The sequence below is a fragment of the Lactobacillus melliventris genome (assembly GCF_013346935.1).
Classification (GTDB): Bacteria; Bacillota; Bacilli; order Lactobacillales; family Lactobacillaceae; genus Lactobacillus.
This window is the reverse complement of sequence record NZ_JAAEEB010000001.1, coordinates 165,460-179,795: the sequence shown is the minus strand read 5'-3', so window position 1 is coordinate 179,795 and position 14,336 is coordinate 165,460. Positions and strand designations below refer to the sequence as shown.

At 37.0% G+C, this 14,336-nt stretch carries 15 protein-coding genes; 1 reads left to right on the top strand and 14 read right to left on the bottom strand.

Going from position 1 to position 14,336, the window contains the following annotated elements:
* Positions 1-11 precede the first annotated feature (11 nt).
* From ftsZ to GYV61_RS00780, 11 genes are all read right to left on the bottom strand, one after another.
* Positions 12-1,349: a cell division protein FtsZ gene (gene ftsZ / locus GYV61_RS00830; protein WP_122037518.1), complete on the bottom strand. Its 1,338-nt coding sequence runs from the start codon at positions 1,347-1,349 to the stop codon at positions 12-14.
* A gap of 14 nt (positions 1,350-1,363) precedes the next feature.
* The gene (gene ftsA / locus GYV61_RS00825) at positions 1,364-2,722 is read right to left on the bottom strand and encodes a cell division protein FtsA (RefSeq protein WP_110446022.1); all 1,359 of its coding nucleotides are present in this window, start codon (positions 2,720-2,722) and stop codon (positions 1,364-1,366) included.
* Positions 2,723-2,783: 61 nt separating this feature from the next.
* Positions 2,784-3,641: a cell division protein FtsQ/DivIB gene (locus GYV61_RS00820; RefSeq protein ID WP_110446021.1), complete on the bottom strand. Its 858-nt coding sequence runs from the start codon at positions 3,639-3,641 to the stop codon at positions 2,784-2,786.
* Positions 3,642-3,657: 16 nt separating this feature from the next.
* Entirely contained in the window at positions 3,658-4,764 is a 1,107-nt protein-coding gene (gene murG / locus GYV61_RS00815) for an undecaprenyldiphospho-muramoylpentapeptide beta-N-acetylglucosaminyltransferase (RefSeq protein ID WP_174794406.1), read from the bottom strand.
* Position 4,765: 1 nt separating this feature from the next.
* Positions 4,766-6,145, bottom strand: a complete 1,380-nt coding sequence (gene murD / locus GYV61_RS00810; protein WP_174794405.1) for a UDP-N-acetylmuramoyl-L-alanine--D-glutamate ligase — start codon at positions 6,143-6,145, stop codon at positions 4,766-4,768.
* Positions 6,146-6,154: 9 nt separating this feature from the next.
* Positions 6,155-7,117: a phospho-N-acetylmuramoyl-pentapeptide-transferase gene (mraY, locus tag GYV61_RS00805; protein ID WP_046324741.1), complete on the bottom strand. Its 963-nt coding sequence runs from the start codon at positions 7,115-7,117 to the stop codon at positions 6,155-6,157.
* A gap of 6 nt (positions 7,118-7,123) precedes the next feature.
* Positions 7,124-9,289 (bottom strand): penicillin-binding protein, encoded by a 2,166-nt coding sequence (locus tag GYV61_RS00800; RefSeq protein WP_174794404.1) that lies wholly within the window; start codon positions 9,287-9,289, stop codon positions 7,124-7,126.
* A complete protein-coding gene (ftsL, locus tag GYV61_RS00795; RefSeq protein ID WP_046324739.1) occupies positions 9,289-9,651 on the bottom strand; it encodes a cell division protein FtsL in 363 nt (120 codons plus the stop codon). The genes GYV61_RS00800 and ftsL overlap by 1 nt, the downstream gene beginning before the upstream one ends.
* 12 nt (positions 9,652-9,663) lie before the next feature.
* Positions 9,664-10,611 (bottom strand): 16S rRNA (cytosine(1402)-N(4))-methyltransferase RsmH, encoded by a 948-nt coding sequence (gene rsmH / locus GYV61_RS00790; RefSeq protein WP_174794403.1) that lies wholly within the window; start codon positions 10,609-10,611, stop codon positions 9,664-9,666.
* A gap of 2 nt (positions 10,612-10,613) precedes the next feature.
* Positions 10,614-11,045 carry a division/cell wall cluster transcriptional repressor MraZ gene (gene mraZ / locus GYV61_RS00785; RefSeq protein WP_110446015.1) on the bottom strand — a complete coding sequence of 144 codons (432 nt, stop codon included), beginning with the start codon at positions 11,043-11,045 and terminating at the stop codon, positions 10,614-10,616.
* A 167-nt stretch (positions 11,046-11,212) separates the two neighbouring features.
* Entirely contained in the window at positions 11,213-11,539 is a 327-nt protein-coding gene (locus GYV61_RS00780; protein ID WP_110446014.1) for a DUF3397 domain-containing protein, read from the bottom strand.
* Positions 11,540-11,640: 101 nt separating this feature from the next.
* Here GYV61_RS00780 and GYV61_RS00775 point away from each other — a divergent pair, with 101 nt between their 5' ends.
* Positions 11,641-11,781 carry a DUF4044 domain-containing protein gene (locus tag GYV61_RS00775; RefSeq protein ID WP_084619544.1) on the top strand — a complete coding sequence of 47 codons (141 nt, stop codon included), beginning with the start codon at positions 11,641-11,643 and terminating at the stop codon, positions 11,779-11,781.
* 29 nt (positions 11,782-11,810) lie between these two features.
* Here the strand turns inward: GYV61_RS00775 and mreD are convergent, their stop codons facing one another.
* Genes mreD through GYV61_RS00760 form a run of 3 tightly spaced genes read right to left on the bottom strand, consistent with a single transcriptional unit; the run spans position 11,811 to position 14,250 of the window.
* Entirely contained in the window at positions 11,811-12,344 is a 534-nt protein-coding gene (gene mreD, locus GYV61_RS00770) for a rod shape-determining protein MreD (RefSeq protein ID WP_110446013.1), read from the bottom strand.
* Positions 12,344-13,195, bottom strand: coding sequence for a rod shape-determining protein MreC (gene mreC / locus GYV61_RS00765; RefSeq protein WP_110446012.1), 852 nt, complete (start codon positions 13,193-13,195; stop codon positions 12,344-12,346). Before mreC ends, mreD begins: the two co-directional genes overlap by 1 nt.
* A 50-nt stretch (positions 13,196-13,245) precedes the next feature.
* Positions 13,246-14,250, bottom strand: a complete 1,005-nt coding sequence (locus GYV61_RS00760; protein ID WP_110446011.1) for a rod shape-determining protein — start codon at positions 14,248-14,250, stop codon at positions 13,246-13,248.
* Positions 14,251-14,336 lie beyond the last annotated feature (86 nt).

Here is a 14,336-nt window from a genome sequence, read left to right as displayed (position 1 = left end):
CTTGCCTCCTATTAGTTTTCACCACGATGCCTGAAAAATGGAATATCATCAGTATCGTCATCATCAAAAGCATTAGTTTCGATTTGTGAAATGCTACTTTGATCGTCTTCATCAAATGAACTAGATCTATCATCCTGATTTGCTGCAAAAGGTGTTGACCGACGGTTACCCTCATCATCGTTATCCAGGCCCCAAACACTTGTCGGATCAACCATTGGCTTATGTTTAGGTGCACTTTGAACTGCACTGGAATTTTCGCTTACTGCCGTATTTTGCTCCATAGGTCTGTTAACTGAGTTAATTTTTCTTTCTGGAGATGTATTGGCTTGACCTGGTTGGGATTTAATCTGGTGACTATGACCCGGGAGCTGCTTTGAGGCTTCCTCCTCTGCTTGAGAGTTGATTCCTGTCGCAATAACAGTAACTACAACTTCATCTCCCAAATTAGGATTAATAGAAGTACCAAAAATTATATTAACATCGTCACCTGCAGCCTTAGAAACGATTTCTGAAGCATCCTGCGCTTCAAATAAAGTTAAGTCAGGACCACCAGTTATATTTAGCAGTACCTGCTTAGCACCATCAATCGATACTTCAAGCAAAGGGGAAGAAATTGCCAGTTTTGTAGCTTCAACAGTGCGATTTTCGCCACTTGCACGGCCAATACCCATTAAAGCAGCGCCTTGATTAGCCATAACAGTTTTAACATCGGCAAAGTCGAGGTTGACATAGTCAGTTGAAGTAATTAGGTCAGAAATACCTTGAACACCTTGTTTTAAGACATTGTCAGCTTCTTTGAAGGCATCCATCATTGGTGTCTTTTTGTCAACCATTTCTAGCAAACGATTATTGGCAATAATTACAAGAGTATCAACGTACTGCTTTAACTGCGCAATACCCTCAGCGGCATTTTTTGATCTTTTTGGTCCTTCAAAAGTAAAAGGACGAGTTACAACGCCAACAGTTAAAGCACCCGTTTCGCGGGCAATCTTAGCTACAATTGGGGCAGCACCAGTTCCAGTACCGCCACCCATTCCAGCAGTAATGAAGATCATGTCAGCGCCCTTTAAAGCATCTTCAATTGTCTGTTCACTTTCTTCTGCAGCCTTTTGGCCAACTTCAGGGTGAGAGCCAGCTCCCAGTCCTCTTGTCAATTTAGGGCCTAACTGAATTTTATTCTCTGCTTTATTGCTATTTAATGCTTGTACATCAGTGTTAGCAGCAACGAAGGAAACTCCCTGCACACCGTCATCAATCATTCGATTAACAGCATTACCACCAGCACCACCGACACCAATAACTTTGATGACAGCATTTTTATTGTCGTCTGAATCGAACGTGAAATCCATCTAATTAACCACCTTTAATCAAAGAACTTTTTGAAGAAGTTCTTAAAGCCTTTATCTTTATTTTGCGTATTATTTTTTGTTTTACTATGCGGAGATTGCTCACGCTTTAGTAACTCATGTCTATTATATTCTTCTTTTCTTTTAGTTTCATTAACAGCAATTGTTCTTTTAGAAGTTTTTGGCTTTTCCTGAGTAGACTGCTCCCCTTGACCGAGAGCACCTCTGCCATAAATAGCACTAATTACTAGGAAATCTATATCGGACATTTTATATGCATAGTTAACTACTCCGTAAGCCGCTGAGTAAATTGGATTACGCATCCCAATTTGATCAGGCTGATAAATTCGCGCCTTAACATTCAATTTATTAGCTATAATACTATCAAAGCCTTGCAAAAGACTGCTTCCGCCAGTAATAATAATACCACCAGGTAACTCTAAAGCATCATGCTTAACCAAACCTTTTTCAATTCTAGCAATAGTCTGGATAACCCTGGCGTTAATAATTTCACTTAAATATTTTTCGTCAACCATTTGCTGGCCATTTGAACCAACGCTGTTAACGGCAAATTTATTTTTAGCAGATGCCAAGCTAGGATCAGCATAACCATAATCAAGTTTTATTTGTTCTGCATCCTTGTTAGAAGTACTTAAAACAACCGAAATGTCATTACTAATATCACTGCCGCCTTCAAAATCGATATTAGCATATTTAATTTGATTATTATGAATTACCGTAGCCGTCGTAACTCCTCCACCTAAGTCGAGGATAATTGAACCAAAATGGCGTTCACTTTCATTTAAAGCCACGCTGGCAATAGCAAGTGGAGTTGGAATAAAAAAGTTATTGGAATAGCCAGCACGTTCAATAGCTTTTTTGATATTATGTAAAGGACTAGCAGGAGCCGTTAACATGATGCCTTGTACCGACAGAGAATGTGCAATCATTTTTCGCGGATCATCGACTTCGGTTTTACCATCAATTAGAAAGCGACTTGGCAAAAAAGAAATAGGCTCCCGTTCGTTTTTCACAGCAGACCTGATGGCAGCACGAACTACTCGCCTAACATCATGGTTACCTACTTCTTGACCATTATCGCTGATATTAACTAAATCACTTGCAGTTTCAAGTTGGAGCATACCTACAGGTATACCTGTTACTACTCGATAAATATTTGCATTTGTCTTTTTGGCTATTTCTTTTAGTGCCCTATTAATCGCAGCGGCAGTTTCATCAATATCAACTATATTACCATGTCGCATCCCTTTATTAGGAACTGCAACAGCTCCAATAACTTTGCCAGAATCGGCTACAACCGCTTTCACACTTGTGGTACCAATATCTAAGCCCACTAATAAATTCGAATTGTCCAAAATTTTCCCCCCGTCAGTGCTACCTAAAAAAATTTTACCATAAAACCAGCTTAAAATCAGTTTATATTAAACCGTATGCACGCTTTTCATTTGGTGTAAGCGGCCTGCTAAATGCCCCTACTTCCAAATCAATCAGCGTATTTTTTCCCACTTTAGTTTTTATTTTATTATAGTACTTTATTTTACTTTTTAGGGTTGAAATGTTGCCAATAACTACATTCCCGTTTTTCATTAGAAAAATCACTTGTGATTTTCTTCGGGTATTACCACTTAATAATTTAATTTGATCCTGAAAATCAGGCGGTAAACTATTGAATAAATGAAGAATTTTTTTGAGAGATACTTCATGATTGTAGCCTACAAAAACTGGTTTATCTGGATACACTTTTGACCAAGGAATAAACTGAGACCCCAATTTTCCCTGTGTAAGTATTTTACGATATCCTTTAGAAGTTTTTATGTAGCCTTTTGTGGGATATTCATCAATTTCAATTATTAAATGATTAAAGTCTTTAACTTGAACTTTGATGTTTTTTATTTCTGAGTATTTGACAGAAAGTTTACGGGACACGCCATTTTTATTAAGAAGATAATCGACTACTTTATCACTAGCTTTAATATCTGTTGCTCTTACAACTTCTTTTACTGGTAAATCATTTTCCCCGCTAATTTGAATACTTTGAACATTTGCCAGTGGCGAAATATAATAGCCAAGTCCTAAAAGCACTATTACTGAAACACCTATTATAAGTCCCAGTCTCTTTAATAGTGCAGATTTACGTTCATTATGTAATTTAGAAAGAGAGGCAGAAATTTTTGTATTAGTCCTGAAATTTTTCTTTTTCTTACTTGATTGATGACTTAAATATGGCGATAGCTTTTCTTTAGGGTCAATTTTAGTTACTCGCTTTTTTGTCAACTGCCTCACCTTCTTTTTACTTAGCTAAATCTTGCATTACTCTAATTACTTCATCAGAAGCATCAGAAACTCCTAGTTTTTTAGACGCCTTACTCATTTCTGTATAGTATTTACGATCCAACACGATATGATCAATTGAAGAAATAAAGTTATTAATATTGAGTTCACTTTCTGCAATCACTGTTGCTGCGCCTGCTTTTTCAAGATCAAGAGCATTTTTCATTTGGTGATTATTAGTTACATTTGGACTAGGAATCAAAATAGCTGGAACACCTAAAGCGGTAAATTCCGCAATACTAGTGGCTCCTGAACGCGAAACCACACAAATCATTTTTGGTAAAAGTGCTGGCATATCCTTAACATACGGTAAGATTTTGATACTTTCACCATAATTAACATTGGTTAGTTTTTCTGCAATTTTTTGATAATAATAAGTTCCTGTCACCCAAATGACTTGGTATGGCTTAGTTTCAAGCCGAGTCAGTGATTTTAACATTATCCGATTGATAGCCAAAGCACCACGAGAGCCGCCAAAAACTAATACTGTAGGTATTTGAGGATTAAGACCCCATTTGCTTTGCAAATCAATCTTGGTTGATGACAGATTTAGTACTTGCTGAGAACGTGGATTTCCAGTTTTTACCAACTTTTTCTTTTCCGAAAATTGCTTGGCAGCATCATCAAACGTATAACAAATTTTGTTTACATAGTGTCCTAAAAACTTATTAGCAACGCCAACTACTGAATTAGATTCATGAATCATAGTTGGAATCTTCATTTTTGCTGCTTCGTACACTAGGGCACCACTGACATAGCCACCAGTTCCCATCACAATATCAGGCTTAAAATCATTAATAATTTTTTGAGCTTTTTTTGTGGCCTTAAGAAACAGACTAATTGTAGCAAAATTACTTATTATATGTTTACGAGAAAACCCGCGCATTTCAATCGTTTTAAAATTTACTCCTGCTGCTGGAACTATTTTGGCTTCGAGACCATTTTTGGTGCCGACAAACAGTATTTCATCATTTGTCGCCAAGTTGCGCTCTTTTAATCGTTCAATAATTGCCATAATAGGATAAATATGGCCGCCAGTTCCTCCACCTGTAAATATTATTCTCATTTTATTTAGTCTTCAATTCCTTTATAAAATTAACAAAATAGTCTCCACGTTCTTCAAAGGTTCGAAATTGATCCCATGACGCACAAGCTGGTGAAAATAACAATACATCACCAGGATTTGTCAATTCATATGCTCTTGGTACTGCTTCCTGTAAGGTATTTTCAATGACAATATTTTTAATGCCAGCTTTGCGCGCGGCATCAGCCAATAAATAACGGGTTTCGCCATATAAAACCACGGCTTTAACATGTTTTTTTAAAAGTGGAACCAAGGAGTCAAATGTAAAACCGCGATCTAGCCCACCAGCGATCCAAACTTCAGGATCTTCAAAAGAGGGAATAGCTACTGAAGCCGCCTCTATATTCGTGGATTTGGAGTCATTATAGATTTTGCGGCCTTCCAAGGTCATAACATATTGTAAGCGGTGCTTTGCCCCGGCAAAACTAGTTAACACTGCCTGGATATCGCTGATAGTCGCTCCCATAATTTGTGCAATTGCGCTAGCAACTAAAGCATTCTGCTGGTTATGGATACCGGGTAATTTCATGTCGGCGGTCTTAATGATTTTTTCATGTTGATTCTGTAAATAGCCATCAGCAATAAAATAGTCGGCAGTTCGATCATTTTCGGAAAAAGTTATTAGTTTTGCTTTTGTAACTTTCTTTTCTTCTTCAAAAATATTTTTTTGATCTAAGTTAGCTAAAAAATAATGATCTGAAGTTTGCGTCCTGGTAACGTTTAGCTTGGCATTAACATAATTAGCAAAAGTCTTGTGATAATCTATATGGACATTGTGATAAATATCAATAATCGCAGCTACTTTAGGATCAATATCTGTTACGCCAAGCAGTTGAAAACTAGAAGTTTCGCAAACCAAGATATCATCTTTGGTAGCTTTTTTCACGATCTCAGAAATTGGAACACCAATGTTACCAACTGCATAGGCATGATGGCCATTTTTAGCCAGATAATGATCCAGAATTTTCTGTGCTAGCATTACCGTAGTAGTTTTACCATTTGAGCCTGTAACACAAATATATGGAGCTTCACTAACACTCAGTGCAATTTCAGGTTCGGTAATAATTGGCAAATTTAATTTTATTGCCTCTTGCACCATTGGGTTTTCATAAGGAATCCCCGGATTTTTTACTAAATAAGCAAAAGATTCTTGGTGTAATAATTCTACTGGATGCGTGCCACCTATTATTTGCACGCCTAGTTTTTTCAATTCCTGTGCTTTTGGATTTTTACTTAAATCAGCCTTGTCGTTTAAAGTTAGCTTTGCACCAAGTTCAAGCAGTAATTTACTTACTGCAAAACCACTTTTGCCGAGGCCTAAAACTAAAATATTTTTACCTTGATAAGTCTTAACTTGCCTCATTGAACTATTTTATCCCCATATTACTAAATACAAGATACTTCCCAGTAAGCCAACAATCCAGAAAATAATGTCTACTTTCCATTCAGAGTAACCCAGCATTTCAAAATGATGATGTATCGGTGTCATTTTGAAAATCCGTTTACCAGTTGTTTGAAAAGAGATAACCTGCAAAATTACGCTCGCTGTTTCACATACAAATACGATTCCCACTAACAAAAGTGACCAAGGCCTATTTAGAAAGATACTAACAGCAGCCAGTCCTCCTCCTAAAGCTAGAGACCCAGCATCACCCATAAAAATTTTAGCAGGCTTATGATTAAAAATAAAAAATGAAATCAACCCTCCTATGACACTCATACAAAAAATTAAAACGGCAAAATTTTTTTGTTTAAGTGCGATATAAGAGTATGTGGCATAAGCAATAATTGACAGTCCAGTTGCCAAACCATCTAAACCGTCTGACAGATTAACTGCGTTGGAATAACCTACCAACCAGAAAATTACAAAAATTGTGAATAAAACAACACTGTTAACTACACCAAAAAACGGTATGAAAAGTTTGAATTGAAAATGGTCCGTTGCTGCGATGATAATAATCAGAACAGCAACTAAAATTTGTAAAGAAAATTTTTGCCATGCACGAAGACCCAAATTACGCTTATAAAACAATTTTATACTATCATCTAAGAAGCCTATAATACCGTAACCCAGCAAACTGATTAATAAAATCCAGATCATTTTCGTGACTTCGTGTTGCCATACACCAACCCAGATTGTAGAAACTGTGGCTGCTAAAACAAAAACCACACCACCCATTGTAGGTGTACCAGACTTTTTTTCATGCCATTTAGGACCTTCATCCCGAATTTCCTGTCCTTCATGGTGTGACCTCATGAAAATAATCACCCAGGGTAAAATAATCCCCGTTAACGCCAATGAACTTACTAATGCAATAATGCTAATGATCAGCATAAAATGCTACTCCTTTAATTGTATTTTTATTTTTGTCCCGGATTTGACAGTTTCACCAACAGTTATACTTTGCTTAGATACTGCACCTGTACCCTTAATGCTTAATTTAGCTCCAGTCAAATCTGCGAACTGCTGCAGCTCATCATTTGTCCAGCCTTTCATATTAGGACACTTTATAATGCCAGCAGTCCGCACCAGCATTAATTTACCAGACTGCTTTTTTTGACCTACCTGATAAGACTGCTTGGTTATTTTATCACCTGAACCAATCCTGACAAGTCTGAAACCAACCTGTTGAGCAATTGCTTCAGCTTCCTTATAATTTTGCCCTGCTAAATCAGGTATTTTAATCATGGTTGAACTGCTTAAGCCATTTTTAGACATAAGAATTGTTCTATTCATTACAGGTTTAAAAATTGAAGAAAGAATTACTTCAGCCGGTTTACTCATTCTTTGAGGCTGCTTGACAGTGATATAAATGCAATAACGCGGATGCTTAGCCGGTGTAACTCCAACTACAGAAAAGATGTAATTATTGTTACCCTTAAGATAGCCACCACCTTTAAGATTAGCAATTTGAGCTGTTCCCGTTTTAACAGCAATACTTTGATTTTTCATCTGGTATGCAGCTCCCGTACCAATTCTTTTATTTAAAACTTGTCGCATGTTTCCAAGAACTATGTTTGCTGTTTCTTTAGTATAAACTGGCCTGCCAACTTGTTTTATTTGATAACCTGTTATTATGTGATCATCTGCATCCGTAATTTTTTCAACAAATTGGGGTTTTACCATTTGACCATTATTCGCCAAGCTGCTAAAAGCTTGCATCATTTGCATGACATTCACATCAACGCCCTGCCCAAAACTAGTGACAGCCTGATCAATAGGTGAATTAAACGCGATCAATCCTGGTTGTTCACCTGGGAGCGTTACGCCAGTTTTCTGACCAATGTGAAACTTTCTTAAATACTTTTTCCAAGTCTTAGCACCCATCTGCTGCTCAATATGAACAAATCCGGTATTGCTTGACCGTGGAAATGCTTGTGAAAAAGGGATGCTTCCCCAGCCACGCGGCTTCCAATCGTGAATTACTGAGCCATTCACAGAAACTGATCCTGAATTATAATATTGATTTGGATGATAGTTCCCACTATTGACGGCAGAGGACAATGTCAGGACTTTAAAAACTGATCCGGGTTCATATGTATCTTGCACCAAAATATTGCGATAAGAATTTTTAAGTCCCTTTTTGGTCTGTGGGTTGAAGCTGGGTCTTTGTGAAGCAGCTAAAACTTTTCCCGTCTTCATATCTTCCACAACGGCTGTCATAGAAACAGGATTAAAGGTATTTTGAACATAAGACAACCTGCTTTCAAGGCATTCCTGCAACTGCGAATCAATAGTTAGATAAATATTATTACCATCTACAGGGGCTTTATAAGTATGGGTACTGTTGGGCGTCTGGAAATTTGAGGCATCAACAGCTGAAACCTGATAGCCGTTTCTTCCGGTAAGAACGTCGTCATACCAAGCTTCCAGTCCCATTGTACCCTCTAAATTTTGTTGTCTTGTTTTTTTATCATAAACTGGTGTAGCCAGACCAATTATGTGAGCTGCAAAATTACCATTAGGGTACAACCGTGACTGAGTTTCAAAAAATTTAATTCCCGGCAAATTCATTTTTTCAATCCGGTCTTTTTGTTTTTTGGTCAAATTAGAACCGGCAGTACCAAATTGTACCTGAAAAACCGGCTGCGAAGGATTAAGATACTTTAAAATTTTATTTGCTTTAAGAGGTAAAACTTGTGCTAACTTTTCAGCAGTTTTACTTTTGTTAACAACATATTCCGGCTTATTTTTGTAATTAATGGAAGATTTATCTAGAATGGCATAAATTGTGTATAAATGAGAATCCTGCGCTACAGCTAAACCATTCCGGTCATAAATATTTCCCCGATTGGCTTTCAACACTTGATTACGCATATACAATTGTTCGGTCTTAGCGGTTAAATCTTGTCCATTAACGGTTTTTGAGATTCCAAGATATAAAAATCTGCCTATAAATACAAGAAAAACCAAAGCAACAGCTACCTCGAGAAATCTCCCGACTGTAAAACGGTATCCGTGGGCTTTGGAATTTAAGTTATATTTTTTACTAATGTGCTTATTCATTAGCGTATAGTCCTAATATTTTTTTCATTCAAAGCCAACCCCTTGCTGCGAGCAATTTTATTCATTCTTGAGCTTGAGGTCAACTCACCTAATTCTTGATGCAAATCTCCAACTTGACTTTGCTCTTTTGCAACCGAGCGCTGCAAACTAGTAAGTTCATGTTGAGCTGAAGTAGCAGAAATACTAGAAGAAACGAGCATTGTCATTAAGCCAATTGTGATCATTGTTCCCAATATAAGCAAGGACTTTTCGAAGCCGGTCCAAGCAACGTTGTGATGATTGAGAACTTGACGTTGTCTCTTCTCTGGATCTCTTTGCTCATTAGGATTAAACTCTATTTTTCTTGCTAAATTATCAGCCATTGTTTTTCCTCTTTACAATTTTTCTGCAACCCGCAACTTGGCACTGTGTGAGCGATTGTTATTTTTAAGCTCTTCAGCTGAAGCAACAATGGGCTTACGATTTACTAATCGAAGCGTTGGCTTCAAGTCATCGGGAATAGCAGGCATTCCCCTAGGTACCTCAACATCGGAGTATTTTTTAAAAATATTTTTTACAATTTTGTCTTCATCAGACTGAAAAGTAATCACACTAATGCGACCGCCCGGTTTGAGTAGTTTGATCGCTTCCTCAAGTGATGTACTTAAAGCATCAAGCTCGTGGTTTACAGCAACACGCAAAGCCTGAAAAGTCTTTTTTGCTGGATGCCCTCCAGTCCTTCTTGCAAACGCAGGAATTGCTTCCTTAATAACATCAACCAGTTCAAAGGTTGTCGCAATTGGCTTTTTTTGTCTTTTAAGGACAATTTTATGAGCGATCTGGCGAGAATACTTTTCTCCGCCAAATTTATACAAAATATTAGCCAATTCCTTTTGACTTGAGTCATTAACCAACTGATACGCATCAAGACTTTGATCCTGATCCATTCTCATATCCAATCTGGCATCGAAGCGGTAAGAAAAACCTCTTTTTGCCTGATCAAATTGGGGAGAGGAAACGCCCAAATCATAATAGATGCCGTCAATGCCATTTTGATAACCCAGCTCAACTAAGTTAATTTTTAAATGACTAAAGTTGTCGTGTACTAATTGTAATTTAGGGTCTGCTTCAGATTTAAGTAAATCGGCAAAGTTTAACTTGGCCGAATTTATTGCATATTCATCTTGATCAAAACCAATCACGGTACCACTAGCAAGTTTGCTCAGTAAGTATTTTGTATGACCGCCGCCGCCAAAAGTTGCGTCCACATAAAGACCACCATTTTTGGGGTTTAAATTTTCGATTGTTTGATGTAAGAGTACACTGGTGTGTTTGAATTCCATGTTTATAGTTCCAAATCATCTAAATTTTCTGCGATATCATCATAGTTCTCGTTGGCTTCATCACTAAATTTTTCCCAACGTTCCTTTGACCAAATCTCAATTCGATCAGAAACTCCTATAATGACACATTCTTTAACAAGGCAAGCGTGCTTCTTCAACGTTGTGGTCAGATTCACACGCCCTTGCTTATCAAATTCGCATTCCATTGCACCAGAATAAAATAAACGCGTAAAACTGCGTGCATTCCTCTTAGTCAAAGGAAGGTGGGCTAGTTTGGCTTCAATTTCTTGCCATGCCTCAGTGGTATAGCCAAAAATGCAACCTTCCATTCCACGAGTAAATATCATTTTTTCTCCAATCTGACTACGCAAACGGGCAGGTATTATTAAACGCCCTTTACTGTCGAGATTGTGATGATATTCACCCATGAACATGACATTGCCCCCTTCCACTAAATAATTTACCACAATTCACCACTTCCTACCACTTTTTAGTTATAAAGTTTAACATTTCTTTTTTATGATCCGAAAAGTAAAAAACGCAGACCACTACAGGTTTGCGTTTATCTTAAAAAACAAATTTTTTTACTCAAAAAGTTTGACTATATCATTAAAAATAATAATCCTAAATACCAAAAAATAGTATTAACAGTTAAATAGTCCCATATTTTGCGGAAAGTTTTACTTATGGACAGATTCTTATTTTTAATTGCTTCAGTTATAGCAATTATTATAACTAAAATGAAGAAGACAAAAAAACCATAAGGCAAAAACTCAGGCCTTTTCTGCTTCAGGGTAATCAAGTGACATGCGTATATAAAAAAGAATGGTAATAAATCGTATCCGCGAAATTGAGCCTTGGGAAACATCTTATTAATAAGAAAAGCTAAAGCAAGACCAACAATAGGTATCAAAAAAATTAAAAACATTGGCTATATCCTCTATTATCTATTCTTTATTTTATCTTACTCTCTGATTGAAAAAAACTATTAAGTAGCATAAAATATTGTTCAAACAGGGAGGTCTATCAATGACGAGAAGACATAAGAAAAAGAGATCTAAATTTCAAAAGCTAACAATTGCCATGGCCTGGCTAATGGCAATAATAACTTTAGCTGCTGTAGTAATGCAAGTTGTTGGTGCATTATCTAGCTTTGGCTTTTTCGAATAAAAAAGCGTGAGATCATTGTCTCACGTTTTTTATTGTTGATAATTATCTAAATTTACCATAAAGGGATAGTTAACAGCTAAATTCCACCATAATTTATAAGTAACGGAAGCGAAAATAAATGCCCAGCATAAGGTTGGCAAAATACTTTTTAACAATTTCATTGAACTAATACTCGTCAGACCTGTCATATTCATAATAAGCCAAGTATAGCCCTCAACCAGAATAGAAGCGATTAAAATCGCTAAAATTCGTGCCCAAAAAACTTCTGGTAAAAATCTGGCAGCTTTTTGCAACAGCCAGCAAATTATAGGTAAACTAATGGCATAAACACCGATAATACCAAAAAAATAAATGTCACTTACTACACCAGTACCAAAAGCTAACCAAATCTCTTTGTGATTAGTATCATCAAAAAGTGCTATTAACATCATGCTAACAGGTACCAATAAGTTTGTAGCATTACCAATTAAAAAGAACCGGTGAAAGAATAAAGACAAACTGCCGCTGATAGCTAAAGCAATATATAAAGCTAAAACAAGACTAAATTTTCGCAGAGACTTCATTAGTCGTTCACTTTCCTTTTAATAACCGAAACTACAGAAGGATCATTTAATTCACCTGCTGGATTAATTTTAATTAAATCAGATAAGCCAAATGTATCATGGGTTGTAGTAGAAATCGTCCCTACCAATAATCCTTTCGGTGAATTACCACCCAATCCGCTAGTGTAAATTTTTGCACCACGCTTTAGTTTTTTACTGTCGACCGCCTGAGTAAATGCTAGTGTCTTGTTACCTATTACCGTAATAATTCCATGAACTTTCTTTCCGTTAATGGCTTGTGCTTCAACTGCAAAACGATTGGCTGATTTATCACTAGTTGTTATTAATTCAACTTTTGCAGTAGCAGCATTGACTTCTATTAGGCGACCAATAATACCACCACCGGACATTACCGCCATATTTTTACGCAAGCCAGATGTAGATCCTTTATTAATAACCAACAGGTCTGTCCAACTGTCCGGTGAACGAGAAATGACAGATGCTTGAATAATATTATAGTCAGTAAGCGTATTTTTTACTTTTAATGCAGATTTAAGTTGTTTGTTTTCAGCTTCCAGGCTAGCATTACGAGCTTTTGTTTGTTCCAAGTCAGTAACTTTGCTCTTGAGGTAGTTATTTTCATCTTGAGTATTCAACAAATCGTGAACATTATTTAAACTACCAGAAACAAAACTAAGTGGAAAATCAATTATTCTTGTTCCCACTGCAACCACATCATTGCCAAAACTCTGGATAATCAAAGGAGTATCACGTCTATTACGCAAGCTGACACTGCCTCCTATTACAGTAAAAGCCAAAATAACTGCTATACATGCCGATAATAATTTTTTGTTTTGTAGAAATTTCTTCATTTGGAAACAGTCCCTAAAGAAAAGCCGGCGAAAACAGCCGACTTTTAGTATTATCTGCGATTTTTGCGCATTACTTCAATATTTTTCAGAGACTCACCTGTACCAACTGCAACACAATCTAGTGGATCTTGGGCTATAAATACTGGCACTTTAGTAGCTTCGGAAATAATCTCAGGTAAGTTTTTTAGTAAAGCTCCACCGCCTGTCAATACAATTCCGTGATCAATAACGTCTGCTGCTATTTCAGGAGAGGTCTGTTCAAGCGTTTCCTTAATTGCAACGATAATGTCCTGAACAACGTCTTGAATAGCATGAGCAACATCGACTGCTTTTACATCAACTGATTTTGGTAAACCAGTAACTAAATCACGGCCACGAATATTGACTGCTTCAATATCTTCAGCCTTTTCAACTGAAGCAGAACCAATCTGAATTTTAATATCTTCAGCAGTTCTCTCACCAATTAGCAAATTAAAATTAGAGTGAACATAGTTCACAATTGCCGTATTGAACTTATCACCGGCTTGGCGGATTGAGGTAGAAGAAACTATTCCCCCTAAAGAAATAGTGGCAACATCGGTAGTTCCCCCACCAATATCTACAACCATTGAGCCAGTGGGATCCATTACTGGCAATCCTGCCCCAATAGCAGCTGCAAATGGTTCTTCTATTACAAAAGCTTCACGTGCTCCAGCTACACGGGCAGCATCAATCACTGCCCGCTTTTCAACTTCAGTTACACCAGAAGGTACACAAATCATAGCTGAAGGTTTGGAATTGCCAACAGTCTTTTCGATAAAATACTTAAGCATTGAGGCAGTTGTATCATAATCAGCAATTACGCCATCTTTCATTGGCCTAATAGCCACTATACTTTCTGGTGTTCTGCCAATCATTTCTCTTGCTTCTGAGCCTACCGCAATTACCTTACCGGTATGGGTGTTTTTTGCCACCACAGAAGGCTCTCTTAAAACAATCCCTTTACCTTCCATATAAACAAGAGTATTGGCAGTTCCTAAGTCAATGCCAATATTTTTTGCTCCTAATCCAAACACGTAAATCTCTCCTTATTATCGCAGTCTCTAAATCTTGAATAATTATAGCATAAAGTGCAACTTAAAAAAGAAAATGGAACGTAACT

What these genes read in the sequence shown, in the direction of transcription:
- ftsZ (WP_122037518.1), bottom strand. Translation starts at nt 1,349, where the DNA reads ATGGATTTCACGTTCGATTCAGACGACAATAAAAATGCTGTCATCAAA.
- murG (WP_174794406.1), bottom strand. Translation starts at nt 4,764, where the DNA reads ATGAGAATAATATTTACAGGTGGAGGAACTGGCGGCCATATTTATCCT.
- murD (WP_174794405.1), bottom strand. Translation starts at nt 6,145, where the DNA reads ATGAGGCAAGTTAAGACTTATCAAGGTAAAAATATTTTAGTTTTAGGC.
- mraY (WP_046324741.1), bottom strand. Translation starts at nt 7,117, where the DNA reads ATGCTGATCATTAGCATTATTGCATTAGTAAGTTCATTGGCGTTAACG.
- GYV61_RS00800 (WP_174794404.1), bottom strand. Translation starts at nt 9,289, where the DNA reads ATGAATAAGCACATTAGTAAAAAATATAACTTAAATTCCAAAGCCCAC.
- ftsL (WP_046324739.1), bottom strand. Translation starts at nt 9,651, where the DNA reads ATGGCTGATAATTTAGCAAGAAAAATAGAGTTTAATCCTAATGAGCAA.
- rsmH (WP_174794403.1), bottom strand. Translation starts at nt 10,611, where the DNA reads ATGGAATTCAAACACACCAGTGTACTCTTACATCAAACAATCGAAAAT.
- mraZ (WP_110446015.1), bottom strand. Translation starts at nt 11,045, where the DNA reads ATGTTCATGGGTGAATATCATCACAATCTCGACAGTAAAGGGCGTTTA.
- GYV61_RS00780 (WP_110446014.1), bottom strand. Translation starts at nt 11,539, where the DNA reads ATGTTTTTAATTTTTTTGATACCTATTGTTGGTCTTGCTTTAGCTTTT.
- GYV61_RS00775 (WP_084619544.1), top strand. Translation starts at nt 11,641, where the DNA reads ATGACGAGAAGACATAAGAAAAAGAGATCTAAATTTCAAAAGCTAACA.
- mreD (WP_110446013.1), bottom strand. Translation starts at nt 12,344, where the DNA reads ATGAAGTCTCTGCGAAAATTTAGTCTTGTTTTAGCTTTATATATTGCT.
- mreC (WP_110446012.1), bottom strand. Translation starts at nt 13,195, where the DNA reads ATGAAGAAATTTCTACAAAACAAAAAATTATTATCGGCATGTATAGCA.